At 58.5% G+C, this 14,617-nt stretch carries 16 protein-coding genes and 1 pseudogene; 4 read left to right on the top strand and 13 right to left on the bottom strand.

The window, feature by feature from the left end; all coding sequences use genetic code 11:
- Positions 1-325: pseudogene (locus AC1D2R_RS30110) on the top strand (hypothetical protein); the annotation flags it as partial.
- Positions 326-1,065: 740 nt separating this feature from the next.
- Here the strand turns inward: AC1D2R_RS30110 and AC1D2R_RS30105 are convergent.
- Positions 1,066-1,203, bottom strand: a complete 138-nt coding sequence (locus AC1D2R_RS30105; protein ID WP_477973254.1) for a hypothetical protein — start codon at positions 1,201-1,203, stop codon at positions 1,066-1,068.
- A 240-nt stretch (positions 1,204-1,443) separates the two neighbouring features.
- Here AC1D2R_RS30105 and AC1D2R_RS30100 point away from each other — a divergent pair, with 240 nt between their 5' ends.
- Positions 1,444-1,719 carry a hypothetical protein gene (locus tag AC1D2R_RS30100; RefSeq protein WP_477973253.1) on the top strand — a complete coding sequence of 92 codons (276 nt, stop codon included), beginning with the start codon at positions 1,444-1,446 and terminating at the stop codon, positions 1,717-1,719.
- A gap of 749 nt (positions 1,720-2,468) precedes the next feature.
- On the opposite strand, the gene AC1D2R_RS30095 is transcribed toward AC1D2R_RS30100, so the two are convergent.
- Positions 2,469-2,840, bottom strand: coding sequence for a hypothetical protein (locus AC1D2R_RS30095; protein WP_477973252.1), 372 nt, complete (start codon positions 2,838-2,840; stop codon positions 2,469-2,471).
- 314 nt (positions 2,841-3,154) lie between these two features.
- Here AC1D2R_RS30095 and AC1D2R_RS30090 point away from each other — a divergent pair, with 314 nt between their 5' ends.
- Complete coding sequence (locus tag AC1D2R_RS30090) at positions 3,155-4,321, top strand: hypothetical protein (protein ID WP_477973251.1); 1,167 nt, start codon at positions 3,155-3,157, stop codon at positions 4,319-4,321.
- A 90-nt stretch (positions 4,322-4,411) separates the two neighbouring features.
- Here AC1D2R_RS30090 and AC1D2R_RS30085 read toward each other — a convergent pair whose 3' ends face one another.
- From AC1D2R_RS30085 to wrbA, 11 genes are all read right to left on the bottom strand, one after another.
- A complete protein-coding gene (locus tag AC1D2R_RS30085; protein WP_477973249.1) occupies positions 4,412-4,633 on the bottom strand; it encodes a hypothetical protein in 222 nt (73 codons plus the stop codon).
- Between the two features lie 43 nt (positions 4,634-4,676).
- Positions 4,677-5,384, bottom strand: a complete 708-nt coding sequence (locus AC1D2R_RS30080; RefSeq protein ID WP_477973248.1) for a recombinase family protein — start codon at positions 5,382-5,384, stop codon at positions 4,677-4,679.
- A gap of 84 nt (positions 5,385-5,468) precedes the next feature.
- Positions 5,469-5,693, bottom strand: a complete 225-nt coding sequence (locus AC1D2R_RS30075; RefSeq protein WP_477973247.1) for a hypothetical protein — start codon at positions 5,691-5,693, stop codon at positions 5,469-5,471.
- Positions 5,686-6,237 (bottom strand): terminase small subunit, encoded by a 552-nt coding sequence (locus tag AC1D2R_RS30070; RefSeq protein WP_477973246.1) that lies wholly within the window; start codon positions 6,235-6,237, stop codon positions 5,686-5,688. The genes AC1D2R_RS30075 and AC1D2R_RS30070 overlap by 8 nt, the downstream gene beginning before the upstream one ends.
- 249 nt (positions 6,238-6,486) lie before the next feature.
- Positions 6,487-8,853 carry a bifunctional DNA primase/polymerase gene (locus AC1D2R_RS30065; RefSeq protein WP_477973245.1) on the bottom strand — a complete coding sequence of 789 codons (2,367 nt, stop codon included), beginning with the start codon at positions 8,851-8,853 and terminating at the stop codon, positions 6,487-6,489.
- 4 nt (positions 8,854-8,857) lie between these two features.
- The gene (locus AC1D2R_RS30060; protein WP_477973243.1) at positions 8,858-9,268 is read right to left on the bottom strand and encodes a hypothetical protein; all 411 of its coding nucleotides are present in this window, start codon (positions 9,266-9,268) and stop codon (positions 8,858-8,860) included.
- Positions 9,269-9,282: 14 nt separating this feature from the next.
- On the bottom strand, positions 9,283-9,705 hold the full coding sequence (locus tag AC1D2R_RS30055) for a hypothetical protein (RefSeq protein ID WP_477973242.1): 423 nt from the start codon (positions 9,703-9,705) through the stop codon (positions 9,283-9,285).
- Between the two features lie 268 nt (positions 9,706-9,973).
- Positions 9,974-10,288, bottom strand: coding sequence for a hypothetical protein (locus AC1D2R_RS30050; protein WP_477973240.1), 315 nt, complete (start codon positions 10,286-10,288; stop codon positions 9,974-9,976).
- 39 nt (positions 10,289-10,327) lie between these two features.
- On the bottom strand, positions 10,328-11,074 hold the full coding sequence (locus tag AC1D2R_RS30045; RefSeq protein ID WP_477973238.1) for a hypothetical protein: 747 nt from the start codon (positions 11,072-11,074) through the stop codon (positions 10,328-10,330).
- A 16-nt stretch (positions 11,075-11,090) separates the two neighbouring features.
- Complete coding sequence (locus tag AC1D2R_RS30040) at positions 11,091-12,281, bottom strand: tyrosine-type recombinase/integrase (protein ID WP_477973236.1); 1,191 nt, start codon at positions 12,279-12,281, stop codon at positions 11,091-11,093.
- A gap of 647 nt (positions 12,282-12,928) precedes the next feature.
- Positions 12,929-13,525 carry an NAD(P)H:quinone oxidoreductase type IV gene (gene wrbA / locus AC1D2R_RS30035; RefSeq protein ID WP_477973234.1) on the bottom strand — a complete coding sequence of 199 codons (597 nt, stop codon included), beginning with the start codon at positions 13,523-13,525 and terminating at the stop codon, positions 12,929-12,931.
- 295 nt (positions 13,526-13,820) lie between these two features.
- On the opposite strand from wrbA, the gene AC1D2R_RS30030 reads away from it, so the two are divergent.
- Positions 13,821-14,594 (top strand): competence/damage-inducible protein A, encoded by a 774-nt coding sequence (locus AC1D2R_RS30030; RefSeq protein WP_477973232.1) that lies wholly within the window; start codon positions 13,821-13,823, stop codon positions 14,592-14,594.
- The last annotated feature ends 23 nt before the right edge of the window (positions 14,595-14,617 follow it).

The raw sequence follows: 14,617 nt of genomic DNA, 5'->3' as shown, positions 1-14,617 counted from the left end.
GGTTAAGGGGCTCAAAATGGGATTGATTGGCGGGGCGTGGCTTCTGGCGGCTGTATATTTTATTGGCAGGTTTTTGACGACCAGAGAAGCTGCGACGTGGCAGCGGCTTAAGGCAGACGACGTGGCATATAAGGAAGAGTCCACCCTCGCGTTTATGTATCTCGGCCTAGCGTTCGCACTCATCGAAGTTGGCGTTTTGTTTCTCTTCTTCGGTCAGGGGATGGCAGATTGGGTATCCCTTCTCCTCGCCGCAGTGGCACTCGCCGCTTTGGCGTCCGTGCTCACCGCTTGCTATCACTGGTTCCGTAAGGTGCGTACCATCTGAGTTATAACCTTTTGACAGAAAGGTATAACCGGCTGCCTGGGTCCCCGTGGTGCATTTTATGAAATGGCGGGGTGGCTGGGTCCCCGTGGTGATTTTATAAAGATGGGCTGGGGCGGGCCCCTTGATAGAGCGTTGCTGCAGTCTTATGATGAAGCCAAAGTAACTCTCTAATATACGGGCGCACAAAGGCAGTACATACATAGAACTGAAGTGTATCGGTGCCTGGGCACCGGTAAAGATCCCTAAAATGCTCCCGCTCCCAACAGGATCATTTTCGATGTAAGACTTCTCGTCTCCAAATTCGCCGAATTCCTGCCTTTCTGGATCTGCATCATGCTTACCGTCTTTGTGTGGGCGCACTTCGGCGATAACCACAGCATCGACTGAAATCACCAGCTTCTGGTCGACGATTCCCTCCCTGACATCGCTCATCGGCTGCGAACGGTCGATCTGTGATACCCACCGCTGGGCTTTCATGAGGCCCGCGGTTTCAAAATGCCGGGTGCGTAGATTGTAGGGGACCCTTTTTGCCAACCCCACCCCGCCTGCCGGAACCCCCCCGGCGGGCGGCGGCGCCGACTGCCACCGCTGAGACCTCAAGGCGCCGTTGATCCGAAGGCGATCATCTCATCCTCAAATGTCGCGATCTTTCATCTTCCTCCTCCTGCGGGCTCTCTTCCGGACACGGCAAGAAATGAACAGCACCTCCAACAGGAAATAAGGAAACATAGGACGCATGATCACTCCTGCGCATTGGCTGCGAAGTTGCGGCCGTCGACAAACAAGGCAAAAAACTGTTCGATTTTCGCAGCCAAGGCACCTGAGACGCCTCGCTGAGAATGATTACCAGTAAGCAGATATTTGCTTTCGCCTGCCATTGTATTGTGGTCAGACGCCAACGTCGATTGAGGGAGTTGGAATCGCCACAGTTGGTCGCCAGATCAGCAGCGAGACTTTCTCAGGTCAGCATTTGCCAAGCTGAATACGGTCCGTGCCGACATGGAGGAGGACCGATGGCAAATCAGCGCAAAGGCCATGCGACCATAGCCGACGACCCGTCGAGCTTGTTCAATGCCGCTGGATAAGTAACTGACCAGTTTTTAAACGAAGGGGCTGTGATGCACCAATCAACGATTATGGCGACGGCTATTACGGCCGCCATAGCGCTCGCCTTTATGCTTTATCATCGGCTAAAATATGGTGAAACATCATGGCTTGACACTCTTAAGGGAATTGTCGGAATGTTTTTCGTGCTCTTTTTTTTGGGGATTTGGCCCATCAGCAAGGTGCTGCTTCAGGACTATTACCATGAGCCGCAGCGGCAGAAGACATGGGAAGAACTGTATGACGACCATCTGGACGAGGAGCGTGAAGCATCCTACAGGGGCTACTGAATCATTACAAAAAAGCCGAATGTCGGAGCCCCGTTTGATTTACGCGCCCGGGGTTCATATAGCATAGACAACCGATCAAATGGTCAGTGGTATAGACCGTCAGGCCAATCGCAATCATACCTGGCACTGTACCGTTCCAGCTTTGCCTCGCCTACTCGATCTCACGGGCGGCCCAGTGATCGGCAGTGGAGACGGGAGAAATCGCGTCCTTTCTGGTTTCGGCGTCCTCTTCATCGACCTCGGGCAGTCCGCTCGAGCACCCTCGAGACAGCCTTGGCTTCCCAGATGCCACCGCGAACAGTCATTGTCCCATCTCGTTGAGGCGCTCGGCGATGGCCTTTAGCGCCAGCCCTTTCTGCTTCAGCGGCAGGATGACCTTCGCAAACTTCTTGGCCTGCTTGTCGGCAGTCTTCGTCCGTTTGCCATTGCCTTCTTCAGCTCACCTTCGCGGTAACCGCCGAGTTTCTTGCCACGCTTCTATGTCGCCGCCAGCGCCGCCCCTTGTTCAGCCCCCCGCCTGCCGAAGAGACCCATGGCGAGAGCTTGCCCCAGCGCCTGGTGAAGTTGCGTTCCATTGGTGGTCCAGGCGGCCCCGCGCTGCCCAACGCGCCCCGGATTCTCGCACTCTGAGCCTTGTGGCAGCTACGCGCAAATTTTTGGCTGAACCCCGCAAGCCGGATGTTTCCCAATTTTGTATGACGGGCCGCAATAAGTAGATGCCACTGTCCGCCTTTGAGCGGTCGCACCTTTCACATATCGCGGCGCGGGCTGGGTAGCACACCATTACTCGGAGCAAAACTATGCATAAAAAACTTTGCGCAATCGCGCTGCTCGCTGCCCTCGCTGGCTGCGAGACAACGCCGATCGACCGCCTGTCCTACGGACAGGAACGCGTCGTCGCAACCAAGATCGCTGCCAGCTGCATGCCATACAAACGCGAAGGCGATGCCGTCTTCAACAATTGCATCAACCATGAGGCACGTCGCGAAGTGGCAACGCGCGAACACAATCGTCAGGCTGCGCGTGCGTTCTTCACAGCCCTTGGCGAAGCTAGTCAGCAATATTCGGAGCAGCAGGCTCGCCGCGCCGAAGCCTTCAGCAGAAGCAACAACAGTATTCACTGCCATAGCTACTCAATGGGCAATAGCGTCAACACGGATTGCAACTGATGAGCGGCTCCCGAGGCTTACTGTTTCGGGGCTGACCTGCACGGGAAAGGCTAAGATTTCGACCAACATGGCGGGTGTCGGGGCGACAAAGTCAAAGCGTTAGGACACGCTCCCGAGCGGCCTCGCCAGCTATGGAAGGAGCATGGCCTCACCTACCGCGCGATCCATCGCCTTTCTTCTCGGCCTCGCGCGAGCATTCGCGAAATAGCCATTCCTTCGGTTTGGCGCCGCTAACCGGCCATAACAGCGCCTGCGGCATCACGTAGGTGTTCTATTCCTCTGCATCATCCGCCGAAGAAGTTTCAAAGGAGGAACAGACCTTTGGATTGCGCGAGGCGCTGTCTTTGCTCATAAATGCGCGCATCTCGCTAAACACAGGAATGATGATGCAATCGGTATCTCCATCAGCACTGGCCGAGCGGTACCTGGTTGATGACTTGCCCGCCGCAACGCGGTCCGGCACGCGGTTGCATGGCATTATTGCCCGCATGAATGACGGCGAAGCGTTGACCGAAGTCTCCCTTGTGTGGTTGCAGCAGGCGGGTTTGGCAGCCTTGCATGATCTCGCCGTCGGCACGATCACTTCTGAAGAGTTTAGAACCCGATCAGCCCACGAGCGTTCGAAACGCATGGTCACGGCGAAGGCGAACGCTGAACGAGAAAGGACAGCAGTGGCGGAACGGGCTGCTCAGCTCGAGGCGGCCAGCAAGGCCAACTTTGAGAAGATGGAGAATGATCCTCGTCTACGCCGCCGCCGGGAAGCAAGGGATCTCCGAAGGAAATATGGCGTCGGCTATGTCGAGCCCGAACACTATCCACGGGTGATGAAACTCCTAAAATGCGTCGATAGCGGTAAGCGCATCTCGCCCGAGGAATTTGCCTGGATATCCTCGCAGCCTGAGTGCTATTTGACCGAGGAACTGCGAATTGCTTACCACCGCATTGAGGCCGAGGCACTAACCACGGAATGGAACAAGACTGGCGACCCTTGGGCGGCGATCAATGCAAGCTCGCTCTGGCGGAAGGCGAATGAGCCGGAACAGGCAGTCGCCATCACCGAAACGGCATCAGCACATGCTTGTAGGACCCCCCCGAAAATCCGCTCGGCCCTTCTGACGACACGAGGCGGCGCGTTCCGTGATCTCAAGCGGTTTGTCGAAGCGAGGGAGCTCGGATTACAAGCCCATGACCTGACACCTGACGACTACCGTCCATGTACACTGCTGGGCGCCGTATCATTGCAGCATGGCGACCTGACCTCTGGACACGAGTGGTACCGCAAGGCTGAAGCGCGTGGGGCTGAACGCTTCTCCGTCGATCAGGATATTCGAGCTGTGCTGGCCCGGGTGTCGGAAGAGGAAAGAAAACGAATATCTGCCTTCCTCTTTTCCCAGGATCCTGAGCGTTTCAACTGGATCTCAAAGCCTCGCTAAAATGCCGGGGTAGGTGGATTGTAGGGGACCCTTTTGCCACCCCACACCCCGCCTGCCGAAGACCCCCGGGGCTGGCCCCCCCCTGCCCGCCTATGACGAGAATTCCCCGGTCAACAGGTTGAGGCCGCTCTCATCGATCAGCCGGACGGCTGCGCGCAGGTCGTTTAGCCGCCTGCACTGCGTCACCTTGTCGTTCTCCTCGGCCTCGAGGATCAACAGGTCGACCAGCTCGAGCATCTGCCCCGCCTGCAGCACCCACTCGGTGAGCAGCAGCATCTCGCCGGTGGTGATCCTGTCTCCGTTGTCGCTCACGCCTTGTCCTCCAGCTCCCACCCCATCTTGCTGCCGATCCTGCTCACGTCGCACCGCCCTTCTGGCGGGCGATCATGCGGGAGACTGCCGTCCGGGTGTAGGGCGTCCCGCTGGTGGAGCGGTAGCCAGCCACGGCCAGCGCATCGGAGATCTCACCAAGCGACAGCTTCTTGCCGTTGGCCGGATAGCGATGAAGCTTCTTCGCAAGGGCCACCATGTCAGCGCCGCCCTCCATCTCGGCGTAGTTCTTCCGGCCTTCGACCTTCCTACCGGTCTCGCGGCGCTTGCGCTCACGGGCACCGCGCAGCTTTGCAACCAAACGCGCCTTCTCCAGTTGAGCAAATGCTCCAGCGATCTGCCGCATCGCGACCTTGAAGGGGTCGTCGGTATTGGTGAGATCGTCGCCCGACGACGTCAGCACGGTCACCCCTCGGGCGGTGAGCGCGATAATACCAAGCTCTTGAGTAACCAAGTCGCGGGCGAAGCGGCTGGCATCCTCGATAATCACAGTCCGGACGCCGTTGCTCTCGATGCGGTCGAGCAAGGCGGCAAATCCGGGTCGCGTCTCGATTGGATCTGCACCGGAAACGGCGGCGTCGTAGTAGGTGTCCACGACATCGTAGCCAGCGGCCTTCGCGAAGGCATTGATCGCCTCGCGCTGCCTCCGCTCGCTGTCCTTGTCCGCCCCGACATTGGCCGAACTGGAGGTCCGGAGATAGGCCACAGCCTTAATACATCCCTTGCCGTTCAACGCATCAGCTCCGTTCTACGTGTCTGTTTCTCAAGAAAGCGATACAATAACGGGCAACTGGATACCAGCGAAAAGCGACGGACCTCAGTGGATGGTGGCATTTCCTCGCTCGAGCCTGGCCAGTTCGAGTTGGTACTCCTGCGAGGGCGGAACTGGATGTGGCGGACAGGAGCGCTCGATGCGCGAAGCTAACTTCAATGCCCGCACGGCGACCGCCCGATCACCGGCCGCCTCCGCCAGATCGGCCAGCCTCCGCAGCTCGGCAACGATGCCCTCGCGGGTGACCGCTGCTCGCCAGGACTCAGTCAAGCTCGATCACTCCGCTGCCGATCGGCTCAAGACGGGCGACGGGCTCAGGACGGATGTGGCCGTTAAGCTGCTTCTGCGCCTTCGGCCGCTTCCCTTGGTCGGTCAGCGCGGGCCGTGGGCCGGTTCCAGAGCCGAATTGCGCTCGCCACTCGTCTTCGCTCAATTCGAGCAGTCGGGTCGGCAATGGCGCCGGGCGATGAGCAACAGTCACCTCCGACTTATCGACCATCAGCCCAAGCAGCCGCGCCTGGCTGTTGACGGCGCTAACCATCGCGGCCGGATTGCCGCATTGCCTTGCAAACGCGATGATTTCGTCGAGATCCTCAACCAGGCTGGCCACCGTTTTCTCGCTCCGTTTGGCCGCCAAACCCTTCAGTTCTCTGATGCGCTCGCTCACCTTGACGTTTCTTAACAAGCGAGAGGCGGCAGCCTCCGCATTGTTTCCCGTGACGTGATAGATCGCGCCATAGGCTCTGGACGCAGCTTCTCCCCTGCTGATGAGGCGTGCGAAGGCTTCGTGTCGCTGGTTAGAAAGCGGTGTCATGATACCACAATACCCCGTCCAAGAAATTGCGCCAAGTAAGCGACTTTGTAGGGTTCCCAGCCATCGGAATACCATCCCGCGTATATAACGGGAGGAGGAGACGTTTTCTTCCTGCCACAGCATGGGCAGCATCTAATGACGGCATGACGAAGTGACGCCCGCTCCACCTACTATCCCTATATTATCATCTTTTCTCTTTCTTACATCTTCTTGAGAAGTGAGTAGAGTGAGCGTCATACAGTCATGCCGTCAGGCTTGTTCGAGCCGCCAAAGAACTCCGCTTTGAGTCTTGGCGCCGCGTCGGAAAACCCGCCCATTAAGTATTCTGTTTTGATTAGAGCGCAGCCACTCCCCAAGCCTCTGAGTGCTCAAGACGGTTCCATTGCGTTCCTTGGCCACCGCCATCAAAGCGTCGTGTAGGTCGGTTCGGAGAAGATGGTTCGAGCTGTCTTTCTCGATGGCGAGCGCAATGACGCCGGAAGCCGTAACCTCCCTCCCCTCAAAGGTGGCATACCATGCGTCGATGACTTGGCCGAACCTCTCGCGTTCGGGATCATTTTCGCGCAGCGCGCTGATCGTCCGGACCGGGTCGGCATAGCCTAGTCCGACGATGGTCGAGCGAATGACGTTCGACCACTCCTCAAACCCGGCGAGCGGCGGACTAACCGGCTTCAGACCGGACAGGAGAAAGCCACGGCAGGCGATAAGCGCGGCGGCGATGTACTTTCCCCTGTCAGCGGCGATCATCGTCAGTGGGCTGGTTTCGAAGGTTCTTTCGTAGGCGTTTTCCACGCCCGGATTGAGCTGGCATGTGATCGTGCGCCTGATCACATCGCCGCTAATCCTCAGATTGTTCCCGGTCACGAAGATGACCGCGTGCGGCTCGACCTGCACCGACTTCGAGTGTCCGAGCAGTCGGATCGACAACCGCGGCTGGTCAATCGCCGCGCAAAGAAAATCACCCTTGAGTACGGACGAAACGTTGTCGATCAAGACAAATGGCATGCCGTCGATCAAAGCGGTTCCAAGTCGTTTTTCCATCTCGGCTTCGTCTTTGCCCGTGGTGATGATCGAAGCGGGATGGCCCGTGGCAAGCACGCTGCAGCAATGAGCAAGATAGCTTTTGCCACTGCCGATATCGGGAGCTGTGATCGCGTGCATTGGGACGCGTCCGAGCGCCGGGCGCAGCACCGGCGATATCAGCGCCGAGAGGCCGACGGAGAAATCCTCCAGGCCAACGAGTGGGAATTCGCTCAATATATTGGCGAGCAGGTCCAGAGAGGCTTTTGCCTCATCGAGGCTCGGCCTGTCGGGTATGGTTGGCATCGGCGGCGGATCGAGGAGATAGAGCTTGGTCTGGGGATCGTAGCCCTTCGTCGCCAGCAGCGACCCATCCGGCCGCAATGACGGCGCCATGATGATGCCGCGCACTGGCGGGAACAACCAGCGCCCCGCCCGATCGATAATGACTTCTGCGACCTCGGCCGGTGGCTTTGCGGGGACGTAGTCCCTTGCCCGTGCGTCGAACCGCTCGAAGTCCGCTGCCTCGTCCATCGTCATTCGCAGGTAGGCCGTGGTGACAGGAAGAAATCGTCCGGTGCGCGTCCTGCCATCGGCGACGACATATGGGCGGACGAGCAGCGTATCGCGCGAATATATTTCGAGGCCAGCCCCCACCATCGCCGCTTCAGTCGCCTCGGCCGTCTTCGAGATATTTGTGCCGAGCCTGATCGTTGGGCGATCCACTGCGGAGGTCGCGGACGTGTGCGCTTGCGTGCCGCGTTTCAGGTCGAGCCAGTCGCTCAGTCGGTCGGCGATCGTCCTGCCAAACACCTTCTCCAGCGTAGGAAGCCCTTGCGCCTTGCCGCCGCGCCGGAGCGTGTCGGCAGCGTCCTCGGCCGTTCTCTTGCGATCCTTGACGTCCGGATCGCCAGCCGCGCGACAGACGGCTTCGATGAAAACGCCTACCTCGGGCGTTGTAAAGCCGGCACGCGCAAGGCAGCCCCCAATCAATATTGCGACGTTATGCATGCCACTTCCCTGAGGCCAGTGTTTCGCCAATAAGGATGCCGCCGCAAGGCGTCGCGCTTTGGTGAGGAGCTCGATGCCTTCGATCACGGTAGGATCGTGAAGGCCGGCGTTGCTCCAGGATATCCTTTCCCCGCTCTCGTGAACGGACGGCGGAACGACGGTTTGCGCCCCGGCGACGCCGCCGATCCTGACCTCGAGCAAGGTCGCCTGCTTCAGGTCAGTTTCGTCAGGATCGGTAAACTTGACGGTCGCCACCGTGATCTGCGGGTCGCTGGCGAGATCGGAGACGTAAAGCCAATGGCTGTCCATTGCGCCTGGACGGCCGAAGAGCGCGCCCGTCGGCGGTAAAAAATAGGGCGCGCACGTGCGCGCTTCCGGCCGGTCGAGATCGATGTCGACGAGCCCCGCGCTGCTGCTGCCCAGGATTACACCAACATTGAGATTGGGTTTGTCGAAGAAGCGGGCGGCGTTCGTCGCGTCGATTACAGTCGTCTGCCATTTTGCAAAAGCCGGTTTCTTGCTTCGCGGCTGAACTGGGATCGGGGCCCACCTGCGAGAGATGTAATCGAGCGCGACTTGCAGCATTGGCTTACATCTCCTTCCAGAGCCCTGTCAGGTATGCGAACTGCTTTGGTGACAGGAAAACGACGGCATAGCGCGCCGCCCGGTCTTCCATGCTTTCGAGAAAACGGCGCTGGTAGCCGTCCAATGGCGCGCCTTCGCGGATTGCGGCAATCACATCCAGAAGGTCAGCGTCGGCGATCCGATAGTGGCCATCCTGCGCCGGTTTCACCTTGTTCTGCGGACAAGCCGGATCGCCCGACGCCGTTGCGCTTGCGGTCAAAACGGCCGCGAGGTCGTGCCAATCCAGATTGCAACGGATAAGAAGCTGGCCGATTTTCGATACCGCGACCTGCCGCTCGCCTTCATTGTCCGATGACAACATGAGGATCAGTTTCCTCAGTCTCTCGGTGTCGGCGAGCGGCAGGAGCGGTAGCATCAAACCCTCCGACCCTAGAAGGGGATGTCGTCATCGAGAGAATCGTTCCGCGGCGGTGTCGGCAGGCTTGCCGCTTCGCCATCGCCGACGGACCTTGCTTTGATCGTAGACCCCGACTTCTTTTCGCCGGTCGAGCTGTCCTCCCATTCGATCGGCTCGACGGAAAGGGCGATGCATTTGCCGATCCAGTCTGCGGATTTCGGGCCAAGGCTTTGCCGGAGAGCTCTGCCAATGGCAGGCTTGATGCGCAGTTTCGGTATTCCGGCGCCGAAGCTCAGGACCCACTGCGGGTTTTTGGCGTCGCTGAATGCTTCAGCATCAATGGAAGCGATTTTCAGGACGAGTTCTTTGGTTCCCTCGGCATCAAACAAGTCCTTCAGGTAGTTTCCAGTGTAATGGTCAGGCGAGTAGTACGTGTCGAAATCCATATTTTTCATCGTGCGATTCCTTTTGACAGGGTGCCGACGTCGAGTACCGCGCGGTAGCGGCCATCGGTTCTTAGTAAGGTCAGCATGCTGCTTCCTTTCACAGGTAGCCACGCGCGTGAATTCGCCGTACAATCCATCCGTTCAAATGAGATGCACGGAGCCGCTACCATCACGCACGCGTGGCGGTTTCAATGTTGGCAGCGGTATGATGCGACTCTTGGCGTTCCTACGCGGAACGCGTCTAGAAGGCCTTATTCAAGGACGGTCCCCGGGGTTTTTATTTGCCATTGCGGCCCTCACACGTGTTGCTGGCCAGCATGTGGCAGATGCTTGGCGTACCGTAGTGCGGCTTTTTCCGGCCCAGCAAATAGGTGAAGGGCGGCGGCATTTGCTTCCGACGGCGGGCCTTTAGCGTGGCCGGTAACACGTTCAAAATCGCGGCGGTGGTGGACTCGTCCATGTGCGAGGGAAGTTCCGGGTCGCCGGCGAGCGCTAGGAACAGGTCGGCCCCGCGATGGCCCTTCCCCTGGTGATAGCGCATCCGGCGCTCGAAGAGCTGGGAGGTTTCGGTTTCGACGATATTGGCCGGCATTGCAGACACCTCAGCTAACAAAAGAACGTGTCTATCTATCTATAGCAATTTCCGACGCCTTGATAATGCACCGCCGTTTCGCCTCTTCCCCTGTCGGCGGTGCACGTTACCGGGCTTTTCCGTCATAGCTCGGTGGATTGTCGAGAGGGCAATATCGATCCCGACCTCTTTTGCGACCTCAAGCACGAAAGAGGTGAAGGGGGTGCTGTAGTACTGACTTTTGTGTTCATCCCACGCGGTGGTCGGCTCCGCTCCCAGATAGTTCTTAAACACCTTCGCCAGTTGAAGAACAAACCAATCCCGTGCGCTTTGAGGTGCTTCGCGCTCGATCGCCTTACCGCCAAGGAGGGTGGCGATGCTTGCCTCGTCTGAATGGAGAAACGCGCTCAATTCCGGAAGGGCTTCTGAACACCAGATGTCAATTGCATCGGCGTCGGCTAATTGATCTTCATCCGTTTCCTTGTGTTTCGGCAAAAGCTTGCGAAGGGCATGCAAATATTTGTCGATGCGCGCTATCCGCCGATTGATGGTTGCCCATTGTGCGCTGTTGACCTTTTTGCGGATCCTGTAGCCGCGTTTAATCCGATCGATTGCATAGCGAAGAACAAGACGGGGAAAATATCGTTCCCGTCTCCTCTTGATGGGCAGCGCAGCTATTTCGTGTCTATCTCGTCTGAACCTTGGCGGTATCTCAAATGGCGCGCGGCGGGTAGTGTGCTCGATAGCGGCAAAGATAGCGTTGAGATTGCCGACATCGATTTCGTTGCCCTTGTCATCAAGCCACATGCGTTGCACCTCGCGATCAGGATTTGATCTTCACTACCTCGGCATTGGGCCTGGCGAAGATGTTAATGGCCCTGGCCGCCTTCTCCGCCCCTGCCCGGCCGAGGGTTTCGGCACGGCTGACATACCGGTTCGTCATCGCCAGCGTCCGCCAGCCCCCGGCCTCGCGCAGTTCATGCGCACTTGCGCCCGCCAATGCCGCCCATGTGGCAAACGTATGTCTCAAGCCGTGCGGCGTAAGTCGAGCCACCTCCGCCTTCTTGCAGACCGCCGAGAGGTCATTTCTCACCTGCTTGTAGTCGACTGGGCGGCGACCATCGCTTGTCGAGAAAACGAAGCCGCTCCGATGCGGCTGCCGGTCAACGATCATGGCGGCGTCAGCCGAAAGCGGCCGATCGATCGCACCGACCTTACTGTCGGGCAAGCGCACGAGCATGCGTGGGAGATCGACATCGGCCCAATCGAGCAACCTCGCCTCGGAAATGCGCCAGCCGGTGACGGCCAGAAACCGAAGAAGCTCCCCGACAGGCGTCTCGATCTCGGTCAATGTCATGAGAAATTTCGGCAGTTCCTGCTCGTTCAGCCATGTATCCTTGGCATTCTCCGAATAGCGCTCGACTCCAAGGCAGGGATTGTCCCGCCTGATACCCTGGCTAATGGCGAACTGCATCATGGCGGAGAGCACTGCCAGCGCTCGATTGGCTTCGGTCGGCGTGTGACGGTGCTTGTGATGACAGTCGATCACCATCGCTGTTGTCACATCGTCGGCGAAGCGGCCCTTGAAGTATGGCAGCAGGACACGGCGGATGCGTCCCTCGTAGTCCTTGCGGGTAGCTGGCTTGCGCCGCGAAAGCCGCTTTTCACGGTACTGCTCGACCAGCGTATCGAACGTGACGCGGGCTTTACGCGCCGCGCGCTCACCACGGGGGTCATCACCCCGTTTTACCGCTTGAAGCAACCGCTGCGCCTCGAGACGAGCTTTGTCGGCGTGAAAGAGCGTCGCATCGCCGATCGAGACCTTGCGGCGGACCTTGCGACCATCCGGAAGTGCGACCAGATGGTCGATCATGAATGCTTTCGCAAGTGTCCCATCCGAGCGGCGACGAACCCGCATCCAGAACCCTGTGAGCTTGGTGTCGCGAAGCTCCGCGTCGGTCTTCTCCGGTGGCAGCTTGTAGCGGGTAACGAAATCTTGGCTGAGAAGTGGCATCGAAATTTCCCATGAGATTCGGGGGGCACATCAGGGGGCACGAAACGCATACCTCGTGGTGTATCCACGCTACCCTTTATTACCTCTCGTACGACGGAAATCCCGACGATACAAGGCTTTTAGGAAATCTCAGGCTACGTGAGGTATGCGGGGCCGAAGGACTTAAAATCCCTCGGAGCAATCTGTGCGGGTTCGACCCCCGCCGCCCGCACCAGTCCTGCAGTGATCTTCCTGGAGACTGTCGCGCAGTCATCGCGCTTTAGCTGTGACAAGGGCGCTTGCTCGCAACAAGATCGCTTTATTACAACGTGAGAATGTGTTTGTATGCCGCAGCCAAGGAAGCTGCGGTTTCTGGCGTGTAATTTGTAAAGCTTGTCTTGTGGGAGTAAGGCGATGGTTTACGATTGGGATGGCGCGAAAACACGGCGCCTCAGGCTATTTCGAGCAGGCACGGGATTTTTGATCGTGCTTGCGGTATTCGGTGTACCGCTCCTCGTCTACACCGCCAAACTCCGTGAGCTTTATGGATGACGCGCCGACGAGGCGATCGTCCTTAAACATCGACCTCTGATCCCAGAGGCATCTTGCACGTCGCATGAAAAAGCGCGACCGCAAGGCCACGCTTTTAAACTTCGGCGAGAATCGGCTTAGGTCAGCTTTGCTGCGATCTTGGCGACGTGTGCGCCCTGGTACTTGGCTGCTTCCAGCTCGATTGCCGACGGCTGACGCGAGCCGTCACCGTTGGTGATCGTCGAAGCGCCGTAGGGCGAGCCGCCCTTGACTTCTTCCGTACCCATCTGGCCCTGGAAGGCGTAGGGTAGACCGACAACCACCATGCCCTGATGCAGGAAGGTCGGGATGAAACCGAGGATGGTGGATTCTTGGCCGCCGTGCTGCGTCGCAGAAGAAGTGAAGGCCGATCCGACCTTGCCGACCAGCTTTCCAGCGAACCAGAGGCCGCCCGTCTGATCCCAGAAATTGCGCATCTGCGAGGCGACCGTGCCGAAGCGGGTGCCGGCGCCGATGATGATTGCGTCGTATTCCGCAAGTTCATCAACTGTCGCAATCGGAGCGGCTTGATCGATCTTGAAGTGGGAAGCCTTGGCAACCTCTTCCGGAACAAGCTCCGGTACGCGCTTGACGACAACCTCGGCTCCTGCCGACTTCGCGCCCTCAGCAACGGCGTATGCCATCGTTTCAATGTGACCGTAGGACGAATAGTAAAGTACCAGAACCTTAGCCATTTTCGCAGTTTCCTTTTTCTGTGGTGTGGAGGGCGCCGGAGTTGGCGCGCCGAATAGAATCCGTTTGATGAACTCCGGTATCATAAAGAATGCCTCGCTACGCTTGGTGCGCTGGAGCCATAGCTATCGCAGCGGATCGCACGCTGCCAGTCACGCCAGCAGAAACGGACTGTTCAATCAAATTGCACGTTTCTCGACTTGCATTCACTTTTTCGCAAGCCAACGCATGGGCTTCCCGTCTGCCCTATTTGATATAAATTCGCTGCCGAACAATGAGAAAAGACAGAGACCTGCAATGACCCAACAGATAGTGACCGCAGCCATTCTTGCCATCGGCGACGAACTTCTTTCCGGCCGCACCAAGGACAAGAACATCGGCCATCTCGCCGATATGCTGCTTCTGGCCGGCATAGACCTCAAGGAAGTCAGGATCGTCGGTGATGACGAGGACGCGATCGTCGATGCCCTCAATGCCCTCCGCACGAAGCATGATTATGTCTTTACATCCGGCGGGATCGGCCCCACGCACGACGACATCACTGCCGATGCCGTTTCAAAGGCTTTCGGGGTGGCCTGCGAATACAATGAAGAGGCCATGATCCTGCTCGGCGAAATGTACAAGCGCCGCGAACTCGAGTTCACCGATGCACGCACGCGGATGGCCCGCATGCCCGTTGGAGCACGTCATATTCCCAACCCTGTTTCGACGGCACCCGGCTTTGTCATCGGCAACGTGCACGTCATGGCCGGCGTGCCGCAGGTGTTTCAGGCCATGGTCGATGCCGTCATCCCTACCCTGCGCACTGGCACCCCCGTGCTTTCGCTGGCGATTTCCTGCCCCTTTGGCGAAGGTGATATCGGCACGCCGCTAGGCGAAATCCAAAAGGCTCATCCAGACACGAGCATCGGCTCTTATCCGCGCTATGTCGGCCAGAAATTCTCGACCGAGATCGTCGTTCGCGGCCGGTCGCAGGATGTCATCGACGCTGCCGGCGCTGACGTTCAGGCGATGATCGACGCGATTCGAGCTGGGCGGGAAACGCTCGAAAATCATTCGGCGGAGGCGTAGGCTTTCCCCCGGAGCCGTCACCG

The organism is Rhizobium sp. P1_C7 (assembly GCF_056406295.1).
Note: the sequence above shows the minus strand (reverse complement) of the source record. Positions and strands in the feature narration are given on the sequence as shown.